Genomic DNA, 24,753 nt, shown 5'->3' on the forward strand with positions numbered 1-24,753 from the left:
GAGCCGGTCGCATAATGCAAAAAGCCCGGCGCTACAGCTTCGGGCTCAGTCCAGACTCACTATGGAGGCACTGTGAAGGCATTGCAAGGCGTGGAAGGTCAAGTGGCATGGGTTGAAGAGCCGAGTCCTACGTGTGATGTAGGACAAGTCCGCATTCGCGTGGCGGCTGCCGGCCTCAATCGCGCCGATTTATTACAGAAGGCAGGGCTTTATCCGCCGCCGCCCGGCGCCAGCCAAGTGCTCGGTCTGGAGTGTTCCGGGGTGATCAGCGAGGTCGGTGCGGGCAGTTCGTGGCAGGTGGGCGACCGGGTCTGCGCCTTGCTGGCCGGGGGCGGCATGGCCGAAGAGGTGGTCGTCGACGGACGGCACGTGCTGCTGGTGCCCGAAGGTGTATCGCTGATCGAAGCCGCGGCATTACCTGAGGTTTATGCAACAGTCTGGCTGAATGTGTTTCAACTTGCGGCACTCAAACCGGGTGAGAAAGTTCTCTTGCACGCCGGGGCAAGTGGAATCGGTTCAGCGGCCATTCAGTTGTGCAAGGCGTTTGGCAACCCCTGTTGGGTCAGCGTCGGCTCGACCGAGCGTTTGGCTTACTGTGAAGCGCTGGGAGCCCAGGGCGGGGTGATTCGTACCGATGATCTGGAAAGCCTGCGCGACTTCGGGCCGTTCGATGTGATTTTGGATCCGGTCGGCGGCAATTATTCGGCGCTCAATCTCAAGTTGATGGCGCTGGACGGGCGTTGGGTGTTGATCGGGTTGATGGGTGGCCGCGAGGCGAAACTCGATTTGGCGCAGGTGTTGGCCAAGCGTGTGCAATTGCTGGGCTCGACGCTGCGCAGTCGTGACGATCAGTTCAAGGCGGATCTGTTCAGTGACCTGAGCCAGCATGTGTGGCCGCTGTTTGCCGAAGGGCGCTTGAGTCCGCAGTTGGCCAAGGCTTTTCCGGTGAAGGATGCCGAGGCGGCGTTTGCCGAGTTGGCGAGCAATACCGTATCCGGGAAACTGGTGTTGGTGATTGACGACAGTTTGAGCTGAGAACGCAAACCCTGTAGGAGTGAGCCTGCTCGCGATGGCGGTCTGTCAGTCAGCATTGATGTTGTCTGACAGACCGCCATCGCGAGCAGGCTCACTCCTACATGTGATCTCCGTTATTTCCAGAGATGGATCGGCCAGTTAGCCTGTTGAGCGTGCTCAAGCAGAACCGGATCCGGATTCACCACATGCGGGAAATCCACTTTCAGCAGCAGCGGCAAATCATTGCGTGAGTCGGAATAGAAACTCGCGCCTTCCAGATTTTCCTCTTCAGCATCCAGCCATTCCAGCAACCGCGTAATCTTGCCTTCGCGATAGGTCAGGGTGCCCACGGTGTGGCCGCTGTACACGCCATGCGCGACTTCCAGTTCGATGCCGAGAATTTCATCGATACCCAGTCGGTCAGCAATCGGTTTGACCAGGTGGGTGCCCGAAGCCGAGATCACCAGAATCCGGTCGCCGGCCTTGCGGTGGGCGGCGATGGTTTTGGTCGCGTCGCTGAAGATGATCGGTTCGATGAAGTCTTCGACCCACGGACCGACAAGGTGCTCGACCTCTTCCGGCGTACGGCCGATCAAGGGTTCGAGGCTGAATTCCATGTAGTCTTCCATGCGCAATTTGCCATGGCTGTAAGCGTCCATCAGCTCATTGTTCTTGCGCATGAACGATTCGGGATCGACCCAGCCCAGACGTCCCATCTGTTCACTCCACAAGGTGGCGCAGTCGCCGTGGATCAGGGTTTCGTCCAGATCAAAAATTGCCAGGGCCATCAGTTCTCTCCGAGAACAGCTGCGAGCTACAAGCTTCGAGCTGCAAGAATTGGAATCAAGTACACCGCAGTCTACAACCTGAAGCTAGTCGCTCGACGTTTGCAGCTACTTTTTAAGCTACCTCACACAGGGCCGTCGGATCGATGGAAAGTGCCAGACGCTGACCATCGGGGTGCAGATCGGCGGCCGAGCGGTTAAGCACATCGACCACCAGTTCCACGCCACGGGCTTCGACGCGATAACGGATGACATTGCCGAGCAGGCTGTGGCTGCGGATCTGTGCGTCGAGTTCGCCGTTCAGGCTCAGTTCGATGGCTTCCGGGCGGATGGCGATACGGTGGTTGATCGGGCGCTGCAACAGTTTCGAGGCGCTGTCGGCATCGAGCAGGTTGTAGTTGCCGATGAAACCGGCTGCGAATACATCGACTGGCGCGGTATAGAGGGTTTCGGCGTCGCCGCTCTGTACGATTTTTCCCTGATTCATCAGGAAAATGCGATCAGACATGGTCAGCGCTTCTTCCTGATCGTGTGTGACGAAAATCGTGGTCAGGCCAAGTTCGCGCTGGATCTGCCGGATCTGTTCGCGCAGATGTTTACGAATCCGTGCATCGAGTGCCGACAGCGGCTCATCCAGCAACAACAGACGCGGGCGGGTGACCAGCGAGCGGGCGAGGGCGACACGCTGGCACTGGCCACCAGAAAGTTGATGCGGATAGCGGCTGGCGAAGTCGTTCAGTTCAACCAGTTTCAACACTTCGGCAACGCGTTTATGGCTGTCGTCGGCATTGACCTTTTGCATGCGCAGACCGAATGCAACGTTCTGTTCGACGGTCATGTTGGGGAACAGGGCATAGCTCTGAAACACCATGCCGATCCCGCGTTTCTGCGGACTCAACGGCACGATATCGACGCCATCCAGCAGAATCTTGCCGCCATCCACCGACGTCAGGCCGGCGATGCAGCGCAACAGCGTGGATTTGCCGCAACCGGACGGGCCGAGCAGGGTGACGAATTCGCCCTTGTTGATTTCGCAGTTGATGTCGCTGAACACCGTGGTGCCAGCGTAATTCTTTTGCAGGTGTTGGACGCTGACATAGCTCATTCGCTTTTGTCCTTGTTCAAAATGTTGGCGATCCAGGTCAGGACCAGCACGAAAAAGAAATACGAAATAACCAGGGCGCTGGTGAAGTGGCCGCTGCTGTTGCGCATGTTGTTCAGATAGACCTGCAGGGTTTCGTAGCGGGTGCCGACGAGGATGTTGGCGAAGACGAATTCACCGAACAGGAACGAGAACGACAGCAGCAACGCGACCATCAGGCCTTTGCGCAGGTTCGGCAGCACCACCAGAAACGCCGCTTGAAAGGTGCTGGCGCCGAGCAGTTGCGCGGCGTCCATCAGGTCGCGCAGGTTGATCGCTTGCAGGTTGTTGGTGATCGCCCGGTACATGAACGGCAGCGCCACGGTGAAGTAGCAACCGATCAGAATCCACGGCGTCCCGACCATCGCCATCGGCCCGGAACCGTACAGTTGCAACAGGCCCACCGAAGACACCACGGGCGGCACCGCGAAGGGCAGCAGGATCAGGATGTTCATCAGCGCATCGAGTTTCGGGAAGTGGTAATGCACCACAAACAGCAGCGGCAGGATCAGCACCACTGACAGCACCAGCGCGCCGACACAGACGAGCAGAGATTGGCCAAAGGCGTGGAGGAAGCGCGGGTCGCTCCACAACTGGATGTACCACTTGAAGGTGAAACCGCTGGGCAGAATGGTTGCCGACCAACTGCTGGCGATCGAATAGACCAGCGTGCCCGCCAGTGGCAGCAAGAGGATGGCGAACAGCAGGTAGACCACGACGCGGTGGTAGACACCGGCCGGGCCGGATTCAGCGCGAGACATGGTAGCTCCTCTTCAACAGCAGTTGATGCACGACCGTGACGATGGTCATCAGCGCCACCAGTACCACGGCCAAGGCGCTGGCCAGGTTCGGATCGAGGGAAATATCCCCGGAGACCATCGCCGCAATACGGATCGGCAGCACGTTGAAGTTGCCGGTGGTCAGCGCGTACACCGTGGCGTAGGCGCCGAGGGCGTTGGCCAGCAGGATCACGAAGGTGCCGAGCAGCGCCGGGGTCAGCACCGGCAAACCGATGTGCCGCCAGAACTGCCAGCCATTGGCACCGAGCAGCGCAGCGGACTCGCGCCAGTCTTCACGCAAAGCGTCGAAGGCCGGGTAGAGCAGCAACACGCCGAGCGGAATCTGGAAGTAGGTGTAGAGAATGATCAGGCCGGTTTTCGAGTACAGGTTGAAGTCCTGAATGATCCCGGCCTGCTTGAGCATGATGGTGAAGCTGCCGTTGAACCCGAGCAGGATGATGAACGCGAAGGCCAGTGGCACGCCGGCAAAGTTGCTGGTCATGTTGGCGAAGGCATTGACGAAATTGCGCAGTTTCGAGTCGACCCGGCGCAGCGAATAGGCGCCGAGCACGGCGATGATGATGCCGAATACACTCGACCAGAAACTGATCTCGAGGCTGTACTGGATTGCTTGCAGATAAAACTTCGAACTGAAGATTTTGGTGAAATTTTCAATGCCCCAGCCGAACTCTTCCGATTGCAGGCTGTTGATCATCACCCAGACCAGCGGGGCGATTTCGAAGACGATAAAGAACAGTGCGAAGGGCACCAGGCACAGGGCCGCCAGCCATTTGCCGCGAGTCATGGCATTCACTTGAGCAACTCCCGGCACACAGGTTTGTCGTGAGGCACGCCGAGCAGTTCGCAGACCGTGCCGCAGATTTCCGTCTGTTTCGGTGCTGCGTTTGCGTCGAGGCTGAAGGCGTCACCGAGGACGAACAGCGGCACCTGGCGCTCTTCCGGCAGCAGGCCGTTGTGCGAACGGTCGTTGTTCATGCCGTGGTCGGCCGTCACCAGCACTTGATAACCGGCGTCGAGCCAGCCCTGCACATAGTCGGCGAGGTAGATGTCGGCGAAACGCGCGCTGTTGCGGTATTGCGCGGTGTCGAGGCCGTGCTTGTGGCCGGCGTCGTCGATGTTCATCGGGTGGATCAGCAAGAAGTCCGGCGCGTGGCGCAAGCGCAGGTTTTCGGCGTCGGCGAACAGGTGTGAATCCGGGTAGTGATCTTGCCAGTAGAAGTGGCCGTACTGGATCGGCAGTGTCGGATCGTCGGTATGACGGTCGCGCGCGGCCACGAACGGCGAGCGGTTATACAACTCGCTGACCCAGTGATAGGCGGCAGCGGCGGTTTTCAGCCCGGCGTCGCGAGCGTAGTGATAGATGCTGCGCTGGGTGGACAGACGCGAAACATTGTTGTGGACGATGCCGCTGTCAATCGGCGGCACGCCGGTGAGGATGCATTCGTAAAGTGGTCGGGACAGGGCCGGCAACTCGCACTCCAACTGGTAGAGCGCGGCGCGTCCTGCGCCAACGTAAGCCTGCAGATGCCCCATGGCGTGGCGCGCGACTTCGAAATTGAGGCCGTCGAGCACGACAAGGATGACGTTGTGCTTCATAGGGGCAAAAACTCCGCGAAACAGAAAATTCAAGATTCAACCTGGATCCCCTGTAGGAGTGAGCCTGCTCGCGATAGCGGTGGATCAGTCAAGACTGTTGTTGAATGTTCGACCGCTATCGCGAGCAGGCTCACTCCTGCATGGGGATTTGTTTCAGATCACAAAGTGGTGATCAGCCGCTTTATTTCATCTCTACGATGACTTCTTCGTTCCACTTCTGCGGCAGGGCCTTGGAGGTTTTTTCCCACGCATCAGCGTCTTTGATCGGCGTGACTTTTTTGTACTGTTCGTTTGGCAGCAGTTTGGCTTTGACGTCTTCCGGCAGTTGCAGGTGCTCGGCGCGGATCGGACGGGCGTTACCGCGGGCGAGATTGGTCTGGCCGGCGTCGCTGAAGATGTATTCGCGGGTCAGCTTGGCGGCGTTAGGGTTTTTCGCGTACTTGTTGATGATCGTGGTGTAACCGGAAATCACCGAACCGTCAGACGGGATCAGCACGACATAGTCATCCGGGTTGGCCATCTTGGCCTTGTAGCTCAGGCCGTTGAAGTCCCAGACCACACCGACTTCGATCTCGCCTTTTTCCATGGTGGCGATGGTCGGGTTGGCCATCGACAGGCGACCTTGCTTGGCGATGTCGGCAAACAACAGCAGGGCCGGCTGGAGGTTTTTCTCGTCGCCTCCGTTGGCCAGTGCAGCGGCGAGTACGCCGTTGGCGGCTTGCGCAGCGGTGCTCACGTCACCGATGGAGACCTTGTATTTGCCGCCTTTGAGGTCAGCCCATTTGGTCGGCACTTCGGAGCCGTGCAGCAGTTTTTTGTTGACGATGAAGGCGATGGTGCCGGTGTAGGCCAGTGCCCAGTTGCCGTCCTTGTCCTTGGCCCAGGCCGGGATCTGTTCCCAGGTGCTCGGTTTGTACGGCTGCACCACGCCTTGCTTGACCGCGATCGGGCCGAAGGCTGCACCGACGTCGCCGATGTCGGCGCTGGCGTTGTCTTTCTCGGCAGCGAACTTGGCGATTTCCTGAGCCGAGCTCATGTCGGTGTCGATGTGTTTCAGGCCGTAGGTCTTGGCCAGGTCTTCCCAGGTGCCTTTCCAGTTGGCCCAGTCATCGGGCATGCCGACGCTGTTGACGGCGCCTTCCGCTTTCGCAGCGGCTTCGAGGGTTTTCAGATCGGTGTCGGCCGCCATCGCGGCGGTGCACATTGCAATGGTCGAGCCTAACAGTGTTGCCAGGAAAAGCTGTTTCATTCCGAAGCTCCTTGGTCGTGTTCAACGCTGCGATTGCGGTTTGTGTTGGTCTAGGTCAGCAATACCTGAGCCAATTTAAGGGGGCTGGATGACACTTTGATGTCGGTGGTCGTCCGGCGAGCCTTTTATTTGCCCGGTTTCGACCGCTGCCCGCTAAGCGTAGACCATGCTCAAAGCCCCGGCGGGCAAGGGACTTGGCCGATGTATTGCAAGTCATTTAGGCGACCGTTCAGCAGGATTGTCATCTCTCGGTCATCTGCACTGCCTAGGCTTGCAACTCTCGAAAGCGGCGCGATCGCCGTGCGGTTTTGCCCCGAAACAGTGCTGGTCTAGTCCAGATAGGTAACGTTGATGCGCGATGAGGCAACAAAAGCGGTGACAGCGATTGGCCAGGTATTGCAGGAACAGCTCGATCACGGGTTGTTGGCTGCAGGCAGCAAGTTGCCGGCCGAGCGCAAGCTCAGTGAGTTGTTTGGCACGACGCGGATTACTGTGCGCGAGGCGTTATTGCAGTTGGAGGCGCAGGGGCAGATTTATCGCGAGGAGCGGCGGGGCTGGTTCGTTTCGCCGCCGCGTCTGGCGTACAACCTGATGCAGCGTAGTCATTTTCACGCGATGGTCAGTGCGCAGGGGCGGGTGCCTTCGACCGAGGTGATTTCGGCGCGCCTGCAACCGGCGTCGGCGGCGGTGTGTGCGTGGCTGCAGTTGCCGGCGTTGTCGAGTGTGATTCAGATCTGTCGGTCGCGGCGGATTGATGGGCGGTTGGTGCTTTATGTTGAGCATTATCTGAATCCGCAGTTTTTTCCGGGGATTCTGGATTTTGATTTGAATCAGTCGATTACTGAGTTGTATGCGTGGCATTACGATTTGCACTATGGGCGGGTGCGGTTTGAGATTGTGCCTACGTCGTTGTCGGTGGATGCGGCGGCGGCTTTACGGGTGTCGGTGGGGAGTCCGGGGTTGCGGATTGCTCGGGTTAATTATGATCAGCATGAGCGGTTGATTGATTGTGATCTGGAGTTTTGGCGGCATGATGCGATTCACGTGGGGGTTGATGTTGTTTGATCGTTTTGGGTGGATATCCGTTGCTGCGGTAACGGCTGCTTGGGGTTCCGCCCTGACGGCGGGTCACCTTTTCCAAACGCCGAAAAGGTAACCGAAAAGGCTTTACCCTGACGTTCGGCCCTCGCTTAGGCTCGGGTTCCTTCGCTCCGGGATCGATCCGGGCGCATCGCCTACGGTTTGCTTCGCTGCACCTCCTCTCGATGCATTTGGCTTCGCCAAACGGTCGCTGCGCTCCCACCCCCGGATCAATCCCTCCGCTCAGCCTGCCGACGGGCCTTCTAGATCAAGAGCGGTACTCGAGCTAACGCTCATTGTGTTGAGTGGGGCGGCATGCGCCGCGTTTGGGGTGTACTCGTTTTTTTTGTGACAGTGATGGCGGCCTGGCAGCCGACCATTCTCTGGCAGGCTGCACGCGGTCCATTGTGGGAGCTAGCCCTGCTGGCGATGGCGGCCTGACAGCCGACCATTCTCTGGCAGGCTGCACGCGGTCCAAATGTGGGAGCTAGCCTGCTGGCGATGGCGGCCTGACAGCCGACCATTTTCTGGCAGGCTGCACGCGGTCCATTGTGGGAGCTAGCCCTGCTGGCGATGGCGGCCTGGCAGCCGACCATTCTCTGGCAGGCTGCACGCGGTCCAAATGTGGGAGCTAGCCTGCTGGCGATGGCGGCCTGACAGCCGACCATTCTCTGGCAGGCTGCACGCGGTCCATTGTGGGAGCTAGCCCTGCTGGCGATGGCGGCCTGACAGCCGACCATTCTCTGGCAGGCTGCACGCGGTCCAAATGTGGGAGCTAGCCTGCTGGCGATGGCGGCCTGACAGCCGACCATTCTCTGGCAGGCTGCACGCGGTCCAAATGTGGGAGCTAGCCTGCTCGCGAAAGCACCCCCACAGTCGCCCCTTCTCTACTTGCCAGCCCCCGCATTGGCATACAAATAATCCGTCGCCAACGATGCCAATGTCCTGACGCCCACCACCAATGCCGATTCATCCACAAAGAATCCCGGATTGTGGTTCGGCGCTGCCTTGCTCATGTCCTGATCTCTTGGCGTCACGCCCAGAAATACAAACAGCCCCGGTACTTCCTTGGCGAAGAACGAGAAGTCTTCTGCGCCTCCCACCAGCGGTGCATTGACCACGTCATCCTTGGCTGCCCACTTCAAGGTCGGCAGCATTTTTTCGGTCAACGCTGGGTTGTTAATGGTCGGGTCGTATTTTTCGATGATGGTCACATCGGCTTTCGCGCCACCGCTTTCGGCAATTTTCTCGACGGTCTGGCGCACGTCGGCATGCAGTTTCTGGCGAATGCCGTAGTCGTAGGAGCGGATGGTGCCGGTCATGTCTACGGATTCGGGAATGATGTTGTAGCGGGTGCCGCCGTTGATGGTGCCGATGCTGACGACTGAGGGGTAAGACGAAATGTCGGTGCGGCGGCTGACCACGGTTTGCAGGCCGACGATGGTTTGTGCGCCGACGGTGATCGGGTCGATGCCGTCCCAGGGACGGCCGGCGTGGGTTTGTTTGCCGAGGATTTTGATGCGCAGGTCGTCGGAGCTGGCGAGGGTGGCGCCGGGGCGGTAGGCGATCTGGCCGGCGGGGATGCCGGCCCAGACGTGCAGGCCGAAGACCGCGTCGGGTTTGGGTGATTTCATCACGCCTTCTTCGACCATCATTTTTGCGCCCCAGGTGTTTTTGCCGTCGGGGATGAAGTCGCTGGGGCCTTCTTCGGCGGGCTGGAAATAGAACACCACGGTGCCGGGCAGGGTGTCGCGCATGCCGGTGAGAATTTTCGCTGTGCTGAGCAGGATCGCGGTATGGGCGTCGTGGCCGCAGGCGTGCATGACGTCGACTTCTTTGTCGAGGTAGGTACCTTTGGCTTTCGAGGCGAACGGCAGGTCGGCGACTTCCTTGACCGGCAGCGCGTCCATGTCGGCGCGCAGGGCCACGGTCGGGCCGGGCAGGGCGCCTTTGAGAATGGCGACCACGCCGGTGCGGGCGACGCCGGTTTTGACTTCCAGGCCCATGGCTTTGAGTTGTTTGGCGACCAGTTCCGACGTGCGTTTTTCGCTGTTGCCGAGTTCCGGGTGGGCGTGGATGTCGCGGCGGGTTTCCAGTAGTTCGGGTTCAAGCTGTTTGGCTTGTGCGGCGATCTGTTCGCGGGTGCTGTCCATTGTCGCCGCGACGGCGTTGCTGGCGAAAAAGGTGAACAGCACAGCTTGGGCAATGCGTGTCAGCTGCATCGGGTTTCTCCATGGTTATTATTTTTTTTTGGCTTCCCTGCCTGTGACCCGAACCTCATGCCTAAGTGCTATTCCTTCGGCAGGCCACCGCCAGCAGTGATCACTTGCACACTCATTCTCGGCGTCGCCAGATCCAGCCCTGCCTCGTCGAGATGGCGTTTGAGCGACAGGTTGAAGGCCCGGGAAACTTCCCATTGTTTGATCGGCGCGGTCTTGAAGCGGGCGCGCAGAATCGCGCTGCCGGACTCAAAACTCTCCACACCCTGAATCTCCAGCGGCGACCAGATGTTGCGGCGTTGCAACGGATCGGTGCGCATTTTCTGGCCGACTTCGCGCATCAGTTTGATCGCGTCGTCGATTTCCATGTTGTACGGCACGGCCACGCGGAAAATCGCGTAACCGAATTCCCGCGAGTAGTTTTTGATGCTTTTGATTTCGCTGAACGGAATCGTGTGGACGATGCCGTCGATGTCGCGCAGGCGCACGGTGCGGATGGTCAGGCCTTCGACGGTACCGAGGTGGCCACCGACGTCGACGTAGTCATCGATGGCCAGGGAGTCTTCGATGATGATGAACAGGCCGGTGATCAAATCCGCGACCAGCGACTGCGCACCGAAACCGATGGCCAGACCGATGACACCGGCACCGGCCAGCAGTGGCGTGACGTTCATGCCCATGTTCGCCAAGGCGACGATCAACGCAATGATGAAAATCGCCACGAACAGCACGTTGCGGATCAGCGGCATCATTGTCTGTGCGCGGGCGTTGGCCAGGCCTTTTCGTGAGCGGGTGAGGGCGTGATGGACGGCGGTGTCGGCGAGGATCCAGATCAGCCAGGAGAAGATCAATGTGCCGATCAGGCTGAACAGTTTGACGCTGACGTCATGGCCTTCGCCTTCGGCAAATCCGATCAGCGACTGGCCCCACACGCGCAAGCCCAGTTCGATGAACGCCAGCCATACCAGCAGATGCGCGAGGGTATAGAAGAAGTTTTTCAGGCGCTCGGAGTAGAGCGCGTGACGTTTCGCCCCGCGTTGCGGTTTCAGCGAATGTCGGCGTACCAATCCATTGATCACCATGCACAACACCAGCAACACGGTGCAGATCAGCGACTGGCGCAGCGCGGTGCTGGTGTCGCCGGCGGAGACGAAGGTGGCGAACAGCGAGATCCCGACCAGCACCAGTGCGGGCATGTACCAGAAGGTGCCGAGGATTTCGATGGTGTCGCTGAGGGCGCGGCGCGTCAGGCGCCGCGACAACGGTTGGTTACGGATCAGGTGGGCAATCGGTCGGCGGAAACGCAGGATGAACAAACCGGTCGACAGTGCGGCGAGGACATTGGCGACGGTCGCTGCGGTGTGCGCCAGGTGTACGCCGAGGCTCTCGATCAGGCGCGGGTCGTTCAGCGCTTCACCAAACGCGGCGAAGCTGCCGATCAGCCACAACGGTCGGAACGCCTGATGGCGCAGGATGTAGAGCGCGCGATGGCGATGCGGGCCGTCGAGCAAGGAGAACGCGATTACGCAGATCGCCGAGAAACACGTGCCGACCACCAGCGCATAGGCCAGCACCATCGCCAGGCTTTTGCCCAGCGACGACGGCAAGGCGTAGCTCATGTAAACGGTCATTACCAGGGCGATCAGCCATGGCCCGAGTTTGCGCAATGCGAAGCGCAGCATGTCGAGGGCCTTGGGGTGTTGCGGCAATTCTTCGGTGAGGCCGAAACGCATGCGCACCCGGTGACCGAGCCAGATCAGCGCGGCGGCGAGCAGGCTCCAGACCATCAGGATCACCGCAAAGCCGAAGATGATCGGCAGCCATTCACTGGCCGGGAGCATCATTGCTTTCAGCTCATCCTTGGCCAGATCGAATTCGTTGGACCAGCGATTGAGCGGGCTGTCGGCGCCGGAGAATTGTTTTTCGAAATTGGCCAGCGTGCCGCCAATCAGCCCGAGTACGCCTTCTTCGGGAGAGGCCTGGGCTTTTTTCGTGGCGTCACGGAGTTTCTTCAGATCGCTCAGCAACTGCGCACGTTGCTTGTCATTTTCCAGCGACTTGATGACTTCGTCGAGGGATTGCCCCAGCGGTTCCTGCGCCTCGGGCTGTGTCTTGCTGGTGTTGAGCAGGCCCGGCAGACCGACTGCGTGGGCAGGCGCCACGGGCAGCAGCGTCATCAGGCAGATAAGTAAAAAGCAGGGCAGGGCAAAAAGACGAGCAAACACTAGGCGGTCAACCTCGCAACGGGCGGATTCGCTGGAGTGTACGAGCCCGCCTGACTCAATGCGAGTCGGGCGCGGATTTATTCGTTGAGTTTGGCGAGGATCTTGTACACCACGGTGGCGAGAATCATCAGCATACCGATCCACATGGCAAAGACACCGGCGTTTTTGTCGCGGAAGTTAAAGCCGATCGCCAGCAGGATCATTCCGCACAGGATGGGAATGAGCATGGCGTGGAACGAAGACATCGAGATCATGAAGACTGCCTTGTCTGAAGGGATGATTTAAGTCTAGGCCGGTTTTGATTGAGCAGTTCTGATGTGTATCAGAAATGAGCCGGTTTTGCTTTGATCGTGTGGCGAGGGAGCTTGCTCCCGCTCGACTGCGTAGCAGTCGCAATACCTGAGTTCGCGATATGACTGATCATCGCGGCGGCAGGTCGGGGCTGCTTCGCAGCCCAGCGGGAGCAAGCTCCCTCGCCACAAAAGCAGGGATTACGGCAATTCGCGGCAGGCGTAGAACGCGCTCAGCACTTTGACCAGGTGCGCCAGGTCATGGCTGCCGCACAGCTCGCGAATCGAGTGCATGGCGAAAGTCGGCAGACCGATATCGACGGTGCGCACGCCCAGGTGGCTGGCGGTGATCGGGCCGATGGTCGAGCCGCAGCCCATGTCGCTGCGTACCACGAAGCTTTGCACCGGGACTTCTTCGGCCATGCACAGATGACGGAAGAACCCGGCGGTTTCGCTGTTGGTGGCGTAGCGCTGGTTGCTGTTGACCTTGATCACCGGGCCGGCGTTGAGTTTCGGGCCGTGGTTGGCGTCGTGCTTCTCGGCGTAGTTCGGGTGCACGCCGTGGGCGTTGTCGGCCGAGACCAGCAGGGACTTTTGAATGGTGCGGACGAACTCGTCACCTTCCGGCAGCAGGCGGCGCAGGGTCTGTTCGAGCATCGGGCCGTCGGCACCGCAGGCCGAGCAGGAGCCGACTTCTTCGTGGTCGTTGCACACCAGCACGCAGGTTTCGTCGGTTTCGGCAGTGAGCAGAGCTTGCAGACCGGCGTAGCACGACAGCAGGTTGTCGAGGCGCGCGCCGGCAATGAAATCGCCGTTCAGGCCAATCACCGCAGCGCTTTGCGTGTCGTAGAAACTCAGCTCGTAATCGAGCACCACGTCGGCGTTGAGGCCATGTTCGCGGGCCAGTTGATCGGTGAGCACGGCGCGGAAATCGACGCGCTCGTCACCGGCAAACTGCGCGAGGATCGGCGGCAGTTCGGTCTGTGCGTTGATCGCCCAGCCTTGGTTGGCCTCGCGATTGAGGTGGATGGCCAGGTTGGGAATGATCGCGATCGGTGCCTTGAAGTCGATCAACTGGCTCTCGACTTTACCATCGCGGCGGAAGGTCACGCGGCCGGCCAGCGACAGATCGCGGTCGAACCACGGGGCCAGCAGCGCACCGCCGTAGACTTCGACGCCCAGTTGCCAGAAACCCTGACGCTGCAGCTCCGGTTGCGGTTTGACCCGCAGACATGGGCTGTCAGTGTGCGCGCCGACCAGGCGGATGCCGCCGTGCAGTGGCGAAGTACGGCCCATTTTGATTGCGACGATCGAGGAGTCGTTGCGGGTGACGTAATAGCGGCCGTTAGGCTCGGTAGTCCATGGCTCGCGCTCGTCGAGGCGCACGTAACCGGCGGCCTCCAGACGTTGAACAAGGCTGGCAGTGGCGTGGAACGGGGTAGGGGAGGCCTTGAGAAAGTCGATCAGGCCTTGGTTCAACTCTTCGCGCATAAGAAACTCCAGACAGCAATGGCCGGGAGTTTAACGCATTGACCAGGGAATTGAATCTGCACCGGATCCCTGTAGGAGCTGCCGCAGGCTGCGATCTTTTGATCTTGCTGTTTATAAGATCAAAAGATCGCAGCCTGCGGCAGCTCCTACAGAGGGTACGGTCAGAACGGTGCCGGGCACTCGAAGCGCAGGCGTTCACCGGTTTGCGGATGGGTGAAGCTGAGCATGCTCGCGTGCAGGCACAGGCGCGGCCAGGCAGCGAGGGCTTGTTCGTGGGCGTAGAGGCCATCGCCGAGCAACGGATGACCGATCGACAGCATGTGCACGCGTAACTGGTGCGAGCGGCCGGTGATCGGTGTCAGCTCGACGCGGCACCAGTCGCCACAACGTTCCAGCACACGCCAGAAGGTCAGTGCATGCTTGCCGAATTCATGATCGACCACGTGGCGCGGCTTGGTTGGCGGGTCGTAGCGCAGCGGCAAATCGATACTGCCACTGTCCAGTTCCGGCTGGCCCCAGGCCAACGCGGTGTAGGCCTTTTCGGTTTCGCGGTCGTGAAACTGGCGCGACAGTTCGCGGTGGGTGTCAGCGTCACGGGCCAGCAGAATGATCCCGGAGGTTTCCCAGTCCAGGCGATGGACGATGCGTGCTTCCGGGTAGCCGTTTTCCTGCAAGCGGGTAATCAGGCAGTCCTTGTTGTCGTCGGCGCGACCGGGCACCGAGAGCAGCAGGGTGGGTTTGTCGACCACCAGTACGGCGGCGTCCTGATGGATGATGCGGATGTTGGACAACGGCATTAAAACAGCCTCGTAACAAATGCCAACGGCGGTTCAGGGCCATTCCGTTTCGGGAATGGACCTGAACCGCCGTCGTTCCTGCCGGATCGACTCAGCGATCTGGCAGGGTGATGTTGAGTTCCAGAATCGAGCAACTGCCCTGGCTTTCCAGTGCAACATGTACGTCGTCGTTGCCGATGTTGACGTACTTGCGGATCACGTCGACCAGTTCCTTCTGCAAGGCTGGCAAGTAATCCGGCGTGCTGCGCTGGCCGCGCTCATGCGCCACGATGATCTGTAGACGCTCTTTCGCTACCGAGGCAGTGCTTGGCTTTTTGTTGGCACGAAAGAAGTCAAAAAGGTTCATTACCTACCTCCAAACAGGCGCTCGAAGAATCCCTTCTTCGTAACATCGAGGAAACGATGTTCTTTTTCTTTGCCCAGCAGACGATCAACGGCATCGCTGTACGCCTGACCGGCATCGCTCTGGTCGTCGAGAATCACCGGGACGCCCGAGTTGGATGCCTTCAGGACTGCCTGAGACTCCGGGATGACGCCCAGCAGGGTCACTGCCAGAATTTCCTTCACGTCTTCAACGCCGAGCATTTCGCCATCACTGACGCGCTGTGGGTTGTAACGGGTCAGCAGGAGGTGTTCCTTGATCGGCTCTTCGCCGTTTTCGGCACGACGGGACTTGCTCGCCAACAGGCCGAGCATGCGGTCGGAGTCACGTACCGAGGACACTTCCGGGTTGGTCACGATGATCGCTTCGTCGGCGAAATACATGGCCAGGTGTGCACCTTTCTCGATGCCCGCCGGGGAGTCGCAGACCACGAAGTCGAAGTCTTCCTTCAACTGCATCAGAACCTTTTCCACGCCTTCGACGGTCAGCGCGTCTTTGTCGCGGGTCTGACTGGCGGCCAGTACGTAGAGGTTTTCCAGGCGCTTGTCTTTGATCAGAGCCTGTTGCAGGTTGGCTTCGCCGTTGACCACGTTGACGAAGTCATACACCACGCGGCGCTCGCAACCCATGATCAGGTCAAGGTTACGCAAGCCCACGTCGAAGTCGACGATCACTGTTTTGTGGCCGCGCAGAGCGAGGCCGGTACCGATAGCGGCGCTGGTGGTGGTCTTACCCACACCACCCTTGCCGGATGTAACCACGAGAATCTTGGCCAAGGTGTTTCACCCCTAAGGAAGAAGGACTGTTCAGCCCCTGAAAAACATCTCTTGAAAACTACTGCAGTCGGACAGCCTTGGCTGGAATTTGGCTTTTGGCCTTTTTCCTACTTCGTTTGAGCCGTTTTCGCTACGTTTTAGAGATGCTTGGAAAATGCGGCAGTATCCGTTAAAGCCGAATGATGTTCAACACGTCGCCCGACAGGCTGATCTGTACGCCCGAGCCCCACATCGGATCACGACGCAAGTCCTCGGAAACCTTGTAGTGGCCTGCGATGGAGATCAGTTCAGCGCTCAATTGCTGACAGAAAATCCGCGCCTTGGTGTCGCCCTTGACCCCGGCCAGCGCACGACCGCGCATCGGGCCGTATACATGGATGTTGCCATCGGCGAGAAGTTCCGCCCCCGGACTGACCGAGGACACCACCACCAGATCGCCACCCTGGGCATATATCTGTTGGCCACCACGTACTGGCGTGGTGATTACGCGGGTCGCTTTGATGGTCGGTTCAGGCGGTTTTTCCGGTTTCTTTTTGACTTCGGCTTCCGGGGTTTCCAGCGGTCGCTCACGGGCGCCGGACGGCGGCAACACCGGAATGTCGATGGCGATGGCGGCGGCGATGTCTTCGATGCGGCTGGCACGAATCGCCAGGGTGCGCAGGCCATGTTGGCGGCACACGCGCATCAGGCCCGGCAGATCGACGGCGCCTTCGCTCGGCGGCAGTTTGTCCAGCGCCAGAACCAGCGGCGCGTTGCTGAAGAAGTTCGGCGCCTGGGCGACTTTGGCGGCCAATTGCCGATCGAGGCTTTCGAGGTCGTTACGGGCCAGTTCCAGCACAGTGATGGCCAGCATGCTGCCCTTGAGCTGGAATACGGGATCTTGGTCTAACGGTTCGGTTTGGCTCATGTCGGCATACAACGGCTTGTCACTAAAAGTGCCGAGACTTATAACGAGAACGCCCGCGAGCCGCAAGCCGGGTCGAACGATGTAGAATGCGCGGCCACTGTATTTACGGAAGCTTTAATGGATCGCCCGCGTTTTCGAAGAGCATTTCTATCTCCACGCTTCTGGCCGCTCTGGTGCGGTCTGGGGCTTTTATGGCTGATCGTGCAGTTGCCGTATCCGGCCTTGCTGACCATCGGTCGAGTTTTGGGCGCGTTGATGTATCGCGTGGCCGGCGACCGGCGGCGCATCGCCAAGCGCAACCTTGAATTGTGCTTCCCGGAAAAATCCGCCGCCGAGCGCAAACGCCTGCTCAAGGAAAACTTCGCCTCCACCGGCATCGCGTTTTTCGAGATGGCCATGAGCTGGTGGTGGTCCCGCGAGCGTCTGGCCAAACTGGCCCACGTCGAAGGCCTGGAGCATTTGCAAAAAGCCCGGCGCGAAGGCAAAGGCGTGATCCTGATGGCGGCGCATTTCACCACGCTGGAAATCGGCGCGGCGTTGCTCGGTCAACAGCACACCATCGACGGCATGTACCGCGAACACAAAAATCCGTTGTTCGACTTCATCCAGCGTCAGGGTCGCGAGCGGCACAACCTCGATTCGCTGGCGGTGGAGCGCGACGACGTGCGCGGCATGCTCAAGTTGCTGCGCTCGGGCCGGGCGATCTGGTACGCACCGGATCAGGACTACGGCGCCAAGCAAAGTATTTTTGTGCCGCTGTTCGGCATTCAGGCAGCGACCGTGACTGCGACCAGCAAATTTGCCCGTTTGGGCAAGGCGCTGGTGGTGCCGTTCACTCAGGAGCGTCTGGCGGACGGCAGCGGTTATCGCCTGACGATTCACCCGCCGCTGGAAGATTTTCCCGGCGAGAGCGAAGAGGCCGATTGCATCCGCATCAATCAGTGGGTAGAAAGCGCTCTGCGAGCCTGCCCCGAGCAATACCTGTGGGCGCATCGCCGCTTCAAGAGCCGTCCACCGGGCGAGCCGAAGCTGTACGCCAAACGTGGTTGATTGATCCATCCTTTTAAGCACCATGGAGTGTTGCGATGAGCCCAGCTGAACCGGTTACAGGTTTGATTCTTTCCGGCGGCGGGGCTCGGGCGGCGTATCAGGTGGGGGTGTTGGCGGCGATTGCCGAGTTGTTGCCGCTGGGCGCCGACAATCCGTTTCCGGTAATCGTCGGCACCTCGGCCGGGGCGATCAACGCCGTGAGCCTGGCCAGCGGCGCCACGGATTTTCGCGCCGCCATCGAACGCCTGACGCTGTTCTGGCAAGGCTTTCGCAGCCATCGCGTGTTGCGCAGTGACTGGCCGGGGGTGATCCGCCAGGCCAGCCGCTTCGTCAGCCACAGCCTGCTCGGCATGGGCCGGCACCTGCCGGTGGCGCTGCTCAACAGTTCGCCGCTGCGCGATCTGCTCAATGAAAAACTGCACATGCCCGGCATCGCCGAATCCATCGCGTGCAAGCAATTGCACGCGGTGGCGGTGACTGCGTTTGGCTATGAATCGGGGCAGGCGGTCACGTTCTATCAGGGCGGCGGCAAGATCGATTCCTGGTTGCGGCATCGGCGCATTGGTGTGCCGACGCAATTGTCGGTGGAGCATCTGTTGGCCAGTTCGGCGATTCCGCTGCTGTTCGCGCCGGTGAAACTGGGCGATGAATATTTTGGCGACGGTGCGGTGCGGCAATCGGCGCCGATCAGCCCTGCGCTGCACCTTGGCGCCAGTCGCGTGCTGGTGGTCGGTGTCAGCGGCAACCCGCGCGGGTTTGATCCGCAGCAGCCGCTGGAACGCAGCTACACGGGGCAACAGCCGACGTTGGCGCAGATTGGCGGGCACATGCTCAACAGCACGTTCATCGACAGCCTGGAGAGCGATATCGAGTTGTTGCAGCGTCTCAACCAGTTCAGCCATTTGACGCCCGCCGGGACACCGACGCGCGAATTGGGCGTGGCGCCGGTAGAGGTGCTGGTGATTTCGCCGAGTCAGCCGATTGATGAAATCGCAGCGCGGCATCGTCAGGAACTGCCGGCGGCGTTGCGCTTGTTCTTGCGTGGGCCGGGAGCGACCAAGACGAGTGGGGCGGGGGTGTTGAGTTATCTGCTGTTCGAGGCGGGGTATTGCAGCGAGTTGATCGATCTGGGGCGGCGTGATGCGTTGGCCAAGCGTGAAGAGCTGTGCCGGTTTTTGGGTATATCCGCAGCGGTGGTTCCGGCCTGAGATCTGTGGCGCGGCCTTCGCGAGCAGGCTCACTCCTACAAGGATTTATGTCGTAAGCGCAAATGGCATCAACAATGAACCCCTGTAGGAGTGAGCCTGCTCGCGATGGCGTCCTCGCAGACGCCACCTACACCTGCATCAGAAGTGGAACTTCACCAGGAAGCTGGTCACGTTCTGATTGGTGGTGAAGGCACGGGTGTCGTCGATCCCGTACTTGTCTTTCCAGTAATCGTACTCAACACCGACGTACAACTGCTTCTCGCCGAAATTCAGCGCCTTGCCCAAGTCGTATTTGACCTGTGGGTTGAAGTGCAGGTTGGCGTGGTATTCGCCACGGTTGTTGACGTCGTTGTCGACGACCCAGTCCATGTAGCCGTCGATCAGCACGTTCGAGTCGCCGACCGGAATGGTGTAGGACCACACTGGAGTGATCTGCCAGACGTTGTCACCCGGGCGCGAGCCTTCGGTGTGACGCTGGTAGAAGTTCAGCTGGAAGTAGTCGAAGCCCGGGATGGCCAGATCGAAGCCCGGGCCGATCAGGTAGGACTCGGTGTCACCTTCGCCGAACTCGTAAGTCAGCGCCAGCAGGACGTCTTTGATCGGGCCGAACTCGATCTTCTGGTCGAGCACCTTGCCCAGCGAGATACGCGGGCTGAACTCGCCGTAGTAGGTGTTCGGGCCGTTGTTGAAGTCCTTGTCACCGTTGTAGAAGATCTTGTCGACGAACAGGAAGTTGTCCCCATACTTCCACGCGTCGGCGTGCTCGAAGGTGACGGTCTGCTGAATCGCAGGGTTGACCTTGAAGTCTTTGCCATAGAGGTAGGTCAGGCTGTTGTTCTGCCATTGCAGCAGGCCATCGGCCATAGCCTGGCCGCCGGCCAACATCGATCCCGCGAGCATCAGGCTGGTGCACATACGTTTCATTCGGTTGCTCCCAAAGTAGGTGTTCCACGTTTATTTTTTTTAAGATCGGCGCTCTGGTGTGGCGCCTTTTTTCGTTGCTGCAAAAGTCATCCGATCGGTCAGCTTCTGTGTGTTAGCAAAAGCTGAGCCAAGGCTTTCGAAAAGCAAAAAAACGCCCGATCGGCTGCTGAAAAACAGTCGATTGAGCGTGTTTTCGGGATGCCTCGGTACTGGCCGGGGCCGGGATAAGTTGGCCCGTCGGTCAGGAATTAAATCCGGGCTTTTTTTTAGACCGAATTCATGAGGCCGCGGAGAATACTGACTCCTTGGCCAGCTCTCAAGTGCCCCGCAACAGAGCACCGACGACAGGTATGGGGCACGGTTGCGGGTCATCTTAGAAGTGCACCTTCACCAGCAGGCTGGCGGTGTTCTGATTGGTGTCGAGGTTGTGGCTGCTTTCGACGCCGTATTTATTTTTCCAATAGCTGTATTCGGTGCCGACATACAGCTGCTTCTGGCTCCAGCCCAAGGCTTTGCCGAGGTCGTATTTGATCTGCGGATTGATGTGCAGGTTGGCGTGGTAGGTGCCGCGCGAGTTCTCGTCGTTGTCGACGACCCAGTCCAGATAACCGTCGATCAACAGGTCGGAATTGCCCAGCGGAATGCTGTAGGACCAGCCCGGGGTGATCTGCCAGACACCGTCGCCGGGGCGCGGGCCTTCGGTCTGGCGGCGGAAGATGTTCAGGGTGACGTAGTTGAAGCCCGGCACTTTCAGATCGAAACCGGGGCCGATCAGATAGGCCTCGCTCTCACCTTCGCCGTACTCGTAAGTCATCGCCAGCAGCACGTCCTTGATCGGGCCGAATTCGAGCTTCTGGTCGAAGATCTTGCCGAACGAGAAGCGCGGGGTGAATTCGCCGTAGAAGGTGTGCGGACCTTTGTTGCGGTCTTCCTGGCCGTTGTAGAAGATCTTGTCGACGAACAGGAAGTTGTCGCCGTACTTCCACTTGTCGGCGTGCTCGAACGTCACCGTCTGCTGGATCGACGGGTTGATCGCGAAATTCTTGCCGTACAGGTAGCTCAGGCTGTTGGTCTGCCACAGCAGTAAATCGCCGGCCATGGCTTGACTCGCGGCCAGCAGGCCACCCCCCAACAGCATGTTTGTCTGAGTACGAATCATCTGTTGCTCCCTCTTGTTTTTATTTTTAAGGCGCAGAGCTGTTGCTTGCCCTTGTAGGAGTGAGCCTGCTCGCGATAGCGGTGAATCAGTCAACATTGATGTCGGTGCTGATGACGCAATCGCGAGCAGGCTCACTCCTACACAGGGCTTTGGGTGTTGCCGTTAATGCTGGTGTGCGTGGCAGTCGTTGATGGCCGCGCGCTCTGCGCCGCCAAGGACGTTGAACAGCAGGTTCAGCGTCAGCGCGCTGAGCGTGGCCATGGCGATGCCGCTGTGGGTGATCGGGCTCATCCACATCGGCAGATGCGCGAAGAACTCCGGGCGCACCACCGGGATCAGGCCCATGCCGATGCTCACCGCCACCAGCAACTGGTTGCGACGGTCACCGATGTCCGCTTCCTGGAGGATCTTGATCCCGGTCGCGGCGACCATGCCGAACATCGCAATCGCCGCACCGCCCAATACTGCCGGTGGAATCGATGCCACCAGGAACGCCGCTTTCGGCAACAGGCTGAGGACGATCAGCAAGCCGCCGGCGACGATGGTCACCGAGCGGCAACGCACGCCGGTCATCTGCACCAGGCCGATGTTCTGCGCGAAAGAGGAGTGGGTGAAGGTGTTGAAGAAACCGGCAACGAACGAGGCGCCGGCATCGCACAGCAAGCCGCGACGCAACATGCGTGGGCAGACTTCCTGACCGGTGATCTTGCCCAAGGCGAGGAACATCCCGGTGGACTCGACGAAGATGATCACCACCACCAGGCACATCGACAGGATCGGCGCGAGTTCGAATTTCGGCATGCCGAAATGCAGTGGGGTGACGAACTGCACCCATGGCGCGTTGGCCATGCCGCTCAGATCGACCATGCCGATCGCGCCGCACAACAGGTAGCCGAAGCACATGCCGATGAGGACGGAAATGTTCACCCAGAAACCGCGCATGAAGCGGTGGATCAACAGAATGGTGCCCAGCACCAGTGCGGCGATGGCCAGATAAATCGGTGAACCGAATTGCGCGGCGGCGGCACCGCCACCAGCCCAATTTACGGCCACGGGGAACAGCGACAAACCGATCGAGGTGATGACCGTGCCGGTCACCAGCGGCGGGAAAAAGCGTACGACCTTGGACATGAACGGCGCGATGATCATGCCGAAAAATCCGGCAGCGATGGTGGCGCCGAAGATCCCTTGCAGGCCGATGCCGGGCATGCCGGCCATGGCGACCATGCTGCCGACGGCGGCAAAACTGGCGCCCATCATCACCGGCATGCGAATGCCCATCGGGCCGATGCCCAAGGACTGCACGATGGTGGCGATACCGGCGACCAGCAGATCGGCGTTGATCAGGAAGGCGATTTCTTCACGACTCAGGCCAGCGGCCTGTCCAATGATCAGCGGCACCGCGATGGCACCACCGTACATCAGCAGAACATGTTGCAAACCGACCAGGATCAGTTGCAAAAGGGGCAATCGCTGAATGGCGGGTGCGTCGGGGATGCGCGCTTTGGACAGCTCGGACATGCAACACCTCGGATCTTTTTTATTCTTGTGATTGAACAGCTGCCGGGTTGCTCACAGCTGTTTCTGTGCATCAGGTAAAACCGCGTTGCGGCTAATCGCTGGCAAGCCAGCTCCCACACAGGCAGTGCAAAACCCTGTGGGAGCTGGCTTGCCAGCGATGCTTTTATTGCTTAGTTGGTCTGGGCTCCCTGGGCGATCCATGCACCGATCAGGTCACGTTCCTGCTGGGTCATCTGAGTGATGTTGCCCAGAGGCATGATCTGCGAGGTGATGGCTTGCGCCTGGATGCGCGCCGCGTTCTGGCGGATCTGCTCAGGGGTGTCGAACATCACACCCGCGGGTGCAGCGCTGAACAACGGGCTGGTCGGTTTGGCCGAGTGGCAAACCGCGCAGCGTTCTTGAATCACGCTGTGCACTTTGTCAAAACCAGGACCTGCGTTAGAGGCTTGCGCCGGTGCTGCGGCAGGTGCTGCTGCGGGGGCTGCAGGTGCCGCCGCTTCAGCCGGTTTCGCGCCACCACCCAGTGCTGTTTCCGGCAGCGGTTGGTACTCGATTTTTGCAGGCGCCTTGGCCACTTCCGGAGCGGTCGACATCGGTGCAGGACCGGTGACGTACGCCAGAGTGATCATGCCCACCGCTGCCACCGGCAGAGTCCAGGCAAACTTGTGGCTGTCGTGACGGGTGTTGAAGTAATGACGCACCAACACTGCCAACACTGCGATCCCGGCCAGGATCAACCAGTTGTACTGGCTGCCATACGTGCTCGGGAAGTGATTGCTGATCATGATGAACAGCACCGGCAGGGTGAAGTAGTTGTTGTGACGCGAACGCAGCAAGCCTTTCGCCGGCAACGCCGGGTCCGGCGTACGGTTCTCGGCAATCGCCGCCACCAATGCACGTTGCGCCGGCATGATGATGCGGAACACGTTACCGACCATGATGGTGCCGATGATCGCGCCGACGTGCAGGTACGCACCACGACCGCTGAACACCTTGCTGAAGCCATACGCCGCGCCGATGATCAGCACGAACAGAATGAAGCCGAGCAGGGCAGGGCGTTTGCCCAGAGCGGAGTCGCACAGGAAGGAGTAGATGAACCAGCCGAGGAACAGCGAGCCGATACCGATGGCCACGCCTTCAGGGCCGCTCAGGGTGCTGCCCGGAGCCAGCAGGTAGAGCGTTGGATTGGAGTAGAACACCACGCACAGTAGCGCGATACCCGACATCCAGGTGAAGTAGGCTTCCCATTTGAACCAGTGCAGGTTCTCCGGCATTGACGGTGGGGCCAGTTTGTATTTTTCCAGGTGATAGATACCGCCGCCGTGGATCGCCCACAGATCACCGGCAAGACCGGTTTTCGGGTTGACGCGGTTGAGGTTGTTCTCCAGCCAGACGAAGTAGAACGACGCGCCGATCCAGGCCACGCCAGTAATCATGTGAACCCAGCGCACGCTCAGGTTCAGCCATTCCAACAGATGTGCTTCCACAGTCTTTACCTCTCGCCTGTCACTCTTGTTGTCGAGTGATCAGACCTTCTCTTATTGGTGGGGGGCGAGGATCAAACGCTCATCCTCTTTGAAAAAATGCTCATCGCAGTTATTGCCTGTGCCACTGCGATCAACCACCAGGAAGTCATCCCGCTTTTCGATCGTCAGCACCGGGTGGTGCCAGACGCCGCGATGGTAATTGATGCCCTGCCTGCCGTTGGTGACGAAGGCGCGGACCAAGCCTGATACAGGTTCATCGCCAAGTGGCGCGACCACGATCAGAAAGGGGTTGCCGAGCAGCGGAATGAAAGCCTGGCTGCCCAGCGGATGGCGTTCCAGCATGCTCACGGTCAGCGGCATGTCCTGCGCGTCGGCGCGGAAGATGCTGATGATCGCGTTGTCCTCAGGCGTAGCGGTTTCGACCGTCGCCAGTTTGTGGAAGCGCATGGTCGAACCGTTGTTGATCATGAAGTGATCGCTGCCGTCGGTTTCGATCACGTCACCGAAAGGGGCGAAGGCTTCTTTGGTCAGCGGTTCAATCTGTAGTGTGCGCATGCTGTTCTTCTTATCCGAATTCTGTGTTGTACAACTTGTCAGTGCGTCTTGCGCGATCCCTGTAGGAGCTGGCGAAGCCTGCGATCTTTTGACTTTG

At 59.6% G+C, this 24,753-nt stretch carries 23 protein-coding genes; 4 read left to right on the top strand and 19 right to left on the bottom strand.

Annotated features, from left to right (window positions below; genetic code table 11):
* Positions 1-72: 72 nt before the first annotated feature.
* Positions 73-1,035 (top strand): zinc-binding dehydrogenase, encoded by a 963-nt coding sequence (locus tag JFT86_RS28600; protein WP_201239361.1) that lies wholly within the window; start codon positions 73-75, stop codon positions 1,033-1,035.
* Between the two features lie 113 nt (positions 1,036-1,148).
* Here the strand turns inward: JFT86_RS28600 and JFT86_RS28605 are convergent, their stop codons facing one another.
* The 6 genes from JFT86_RS28605 to JFT86_RS28630 all read right to left on the bottom strand — a co-directional run bounded on the left by JFT86_RS28605 (position 1,149) and on the right by JFT86_RS28630 (position 6,585).
* A complete protein-coding gene (locus JFT86_RS28605; RefSeq protein WP_201239362.1) occupies positions 1,149-1,802 on the bottom strand; it encodes an HAD family hydrolase in 654 nt (217 codons plus the stop codon).
* Positions 1,803-1,914: 112 nt separating this feature from the next.
* Positions 1,915-2,904: an ABC transporter ATP-binding protein gene (locus tag JFT86_RS28610; RefSeq protein WP_201239363.1), complete on the bottom strand. Its 990-nt coding sequence runs from the start codon at positions 2,902-2,904 to the stop codon at positions 1,915-1,917.
* Positions 2,901-3,701 carry an ABC transporter permease gene (locus JFT86_RS28615; RefSeq protein WP_103307247.1) on the bottom strand — a complete coding sequence of 267 codons (801 nt, stop codon included), beginning with the start codon at positions 3,699-3,701 and terminating at the stop codon, positions 2,901-2,903. Before JFT86_RS28615 ends, JFT86_RS28610 begins: the two co-directional genes overlap by 4 nt.
* Entirely contained in the window at positions 3,688-4,524 is an 837-nt protein-coding gene (locus JFT86_RS28620) for an ABC transporter permease subunit (RefSeq protein ID WP_201239420.1), read from the bottom strand. Before JFT86_RS28620 ends, JFT86_RS28615 begins: the two co-directional genes overlap by 14 nt.
* A gap of 5 nt (positions 4,525-4,529) precedes the next feature.
* The gene (locus JFT86_RS28625; protein WP_201239364.1) at positions 4,530-5,336 is read right to left on the bottom strand and encodes an alkaline phosphatase family protein; all 807 of its coding nucleotides are present in this window, start codon (positions 5,334-5,336) and stop codon (positions 4,530-4,532) included.
* Between the two features lie 181 nt (positions 5,337-5,517).
* A complete protein-coding gene (locus tag JFT86_RS28630; RefSeq protein ID WP_201239365.1) occupies positions 5,518-6,585 on the bottom strand; it encodes an extracellular solute-binding protein in 1,068 nt (355 codons plus the stop codon).
* 351 nt (positions 6,586-6,936) lie between these two features.
* Here JFT86_RS28630 and JFT86_RS28635 point away from each other — a divergent pair, with 351 nt between their 5' ends.
* Positions 6,937-7,650: a UTRA domain-containing protein gene (locus JFT86_RS28635; protein ID WP_201239366.1), complete on the top strand. Its 714-nt coding sequence runs from the start codon at positions 6,937-6,939 to the stop codon at positions 7,648-7,650.
* 902 nt (positions 7,651-8,552) lie between these two features.
* Here the strand turns inward: JFT86_RS28635 and JFT86_RS28640 are convergent.
* From JFT86_RS28640 to minC, 8 genes are all read right to left on the bottom strand, one after another.
* Complete coding sequence (locus tag JFT86_RS28640; RefSeq protein WP_201239367.1) at positions 8,553-9,887, bottom strand: amidohydrolase; 1,335 nt, start codon at positions 9,885-9,887, stop codon at positions 8,553-8,555.
* A 68-nt stretch (positions 9,888-9,955) separates the two neighbouring features.
* Positions 9,956-12,109, bottom strand: a complete 2,154-nt coding sequence (locus tag JFT86_RS28645; RefSeq protein WP_201239368.1) for a mechanosensitive ion channel family protein — start codon at positions 12,107-12,109, stop codon at positions 9,956-9,958.
* 77 nt (positions 12,110-12,186) lie between these two features.
* On the bottom strand, positions 12,187-12,363 hold the full coding sequence (locus JFT86_RS28650) for a hypothetical protein (protein WP_177431475.1): 177 nt from the start codon (positions 12,361-12,363) through the stop codon (positions 12,187-12,189).
* 237 nt (positions 12,364-12,600) lie between these two features.
* Positions 12,601-13,890: a M18 family aminopeptidase gene (locus tag JFT86_RS28655; RefSeq protein WP_034151767.1), complete on the bottom strand. Its 1,290-nt coding sequence runs from the start codon at positions 13,888-13,890 to the stop codon at positions 12,601-12,603.
* A gap of 161 nt (positions 13,891-14,051) precedes the next feature.
* Entirely contained in the window at positions 14,052-14,687 is a 636-nt protein-coding gene (locus tag JFT86_RS28660) for an RluA family pseudouridine synthase (RefSeq protein ID WP_007960625.1), read from the bottom strand.
* 91 nt (positions 14,688-14,778) lie between these two features.
* Entirely contained in the window at positions 14,779-15,033 is a 255-nt protein-coding gene (gene minE, locus JFT86_RS28665; RefSeq protein ID WP_003223146.1) for a cell division topological specificity factor MinE, read from the bottom strand.
* A complete protein-coding gene (gene minD, locus JFT86_RS28670; protein WP_201239369.1) occupies positions 15,033-15,845 on the bottom strand; it encodes a septum site-determining protein MinD in 813 nt (270 codons plus the stop codon). Before minD ends, minE begins: the two co-directional genes overlap by 1 nt.
* A gap of 169 nt (positions 15,846-16,014) precedes the next feature.
* On the bottom strand, positions 16,015-16,752 hold the full coding sequence (gene minC / locus JFT86_RS28675) for a septum site-determining protein MinC (RefSeq protein ID WP_201239370.1): 738 nt from the start codon (positions 16,750-16,752) through the stop codon (positions 16,015-16,017).
* 117 nt (positions 16,753-16,869) lie between these two features.
* On the opposite strand from minC, the gene JFT86_RS28680 reads away from it, so the two are divergent.
* Positions 16,870-17,802, top strand: a complete 933-nt coding sequence (locus JFT86_RS28680) for a lipid A biosynthesis lauroyl acyltransferase (protein ID WP_201239371.1) — start codon at positions 16,870-16,872, stop codon at positions 17,800-17,802.
* 35 nt (positions 17,803-17,837) lie between these two features.
* A complete protein-coding gene (locus JFT86_RS28685) occupies positions 17,838-19,010 on the top strand; it encodes a patatin-like phospholipase family protein (RefSeq protein ID WP_201239372.1) in 1,173 nt (390 codons plus the stop codon).
* Between the two features lie 138 nt (positions 19,011-19,148).
* On the opposite strand, the gene JFT86_RS28690 is transcribed toward JFT86_RS28685, so the two are convergent.
* From JFT86_RS28690 to JFT86_RS28710, 5 genes are all read right to left on the bottom strand, one after another.
* On the bottom strand, positions 19,149-19,934 hold the full coding sequence (locus JFT86_RS28690) for an outer membrane protein OmpK (RefSeq protein ID WP_201239373.1): 786 nt from the start codon (positions 19,932-19,934) through the stop codon (positions 19,149-19,151).
* Positions 19,935-20,307: 373 nt separating this feature from the next.
* Positions 20,308-21,093, bottom strand: coding sequence for an outer membrane protein OmpK (locus JFT86_RS28695; RefSeq protein WP_201239374.1), 786 nt, complete (start codon positions 21,091-21,093; stop codon positions 20,308-20,310).
* Between the two features lie 162 nt (positions 21,094-21,255).
* Positions 21,256-22,614 carry a nucleobase:cation symporter-2 family protein gene (locus JFT86_RS28700; protein ID WP_201239375.1) on the bottom strand — a complete coding sequence of 453 codons (1,359 nt, stop codon included), beginning with the start codon at positions 22,612-22,614 and terminating at the stop codon, positions 21,256-21,258.
* Positions 22,615-22,784: 170 nt separating this feature from the next.
* On the bottom strand, positions 22,785-24,101 hold the full coding sequence (locus JFT86_RS28705) for a urate hydroxylase PuuD (RefSeq protein WP_201239376.1): 1,317 nt from the start codon (positions 24,099-24,101) through the stop codon (positions 22,785-22,787).
* Positions 24,102-24,152: 51 nt separating this feature from the next.
* Positions 24,153-24,656: an ureidoglycolate lyase gene (locus tag JFT86_RS28710; RefSeq protein WP_007960648.1), complete on the bottom strand. Its 504-nt coding sequence runs from the start codon at positions 24,654-24,656 to the stop codon at positions 24,153-24,155.
* Between the last annotated feature and the right edge of the window lie 97 nt (positions 24,657-24,753).

The sequence above is a fragment of the Pseudomonas sp. TH06 genome, assembly GCF_016651305.1.
Classification (GTDB): domain Bacteria; phylum Pseudomonadota; class Gammaproteobacteria; order Pseudomonadales; family Pseudomonadaceae; genus Aquipseudomonas.

Coding starts and splice junctions, on each gene's coding strand:
- JFT86_RS28605 (WP_201239362.1), bottom strand. CDS start 1,802: ATGGCCCTGGCAATTTTTGATCTGGACGAAACCCTGATCCACGGCGAC.
- JFT86_RS28610 (WP_201239363.1), bottom strand. CDS start 2,904: ATGAGCTATGTCAGCGTCCAACACCTGCAAAAGAATTACGCTGGCACC.
- JFT86_RS28615 (WP_103307247.1), bottom strand. CDS start 3,701: ATGTCTCGCGCTGAATCCGGCCCGGCCGGTGTCTACCACCGCGTCGTG.
- JFT86_RS28620 (WP_201239420.1), bottom strand. CDS start 4,524: ATGACTCGCGGCAAATGGCTGGCGGCCCTGTGCCTGGTGCCCTTCGCA.
- JFT86_RS28625 (WP_201239364.1), bottom strand. CDS start 5,336: ATGAAGCACAACGTCATCCTTGTCGTGCTCGACGGCCTCAATTTCGAA.
- JFT86_RS28630 (WP_201239365.1), bottom strand. CDS start 6,585: ATGAAACAGCTTTTCCTGGCAACACTGTTAGGCTCGACCATTGCAATG.
- JFT86_RS28635 (WP_201239366.1), top strand. CDS start 6,937: ATGCGCGATGAGGCAACAAAAGCGGTGACAGCGATTGGCCAGGTATTG.
- JFT86_RS28640 (WP_201239367.1), bottom strand. CDS start 9,887: ATGCAGCTGACACGCATTGCCCAAGCTGTGCTGTTCACCTTTTTCGCC.
- JFT86_RS28650 (WP_177431475.1), bottom strand. CDS start 12,363: ATGATCTCGATGTCTTCGTTCCACGCCATGCTCATTCCCATCCTGTGC.
- JFT86_RS28655 (WP_034151767.1), bottom strand. CDS start 13,890: ATGCGCGAAGAGTTGAACCAAGGCCTGATCGACTTTCTCAAGGCCTCC.
- JFT86_RS28660 (WP_007960625.1), bottom strand. CDS start 14,687: ATGCCGTTGTCCAACATCCGCATCATCCATCAGGACGCCGCCGTACTG.
- minE (WP_003223146.1), bottom strand. CDS start 15,033: ATGAACCTTTTTGACTTCTTTCGTGCCAACAAAAAGCCAAGCACTGCC.
- minC (WP_201239370.1), bottom strand. CDS start 16,752: ATGAGCCAAACCGAACCGTTAGACCAAGATCCCGTATTCCAGCTCAAG.
- JFT86_RS28680 (WP_201239371.1), top strand. CDS start 16,870: ATGGATCGCCCGCGTTTTCGAAGAGCATTTCTATCTCCACGCTTCTGG.
- JFT86_RS28685 (WP_201239372.1), top strand. CDS start 17,838: ATGAGCCCAGCTGAACCGGTTACAGGTTTGATTCTTTCCGGCGGCGGG.
- JFT86_RS28690 (WP_201239373.1), bottom strand. CDS start 19,934: ATGAAACGTATGTGCACCAGCCTGATGCTCGCGGGATCGATGTTGGCC.
- JFT86_RS28695 (WP_201239374.1), bottom strand. CDS start 21,093: ATGATTCGTACTCAGACAAACATGCTGTTGGGGGGTGGCCTGCTGGCC.
- JFT86_RS28700 (WP_201239375.1), bottom strand. CDS start 22,614: ATGTCCGAGCTGTCCAAAGCGCGCATCCCCGACGCACCCGCCATTCAG.
- JFT86_RS28710 (WP_007960648.1), bottom strand. CDS start 24,656: ATGCGCACACTACAGATTGAACCGCTGACCAAAGAAGCCTTCGCCCCT.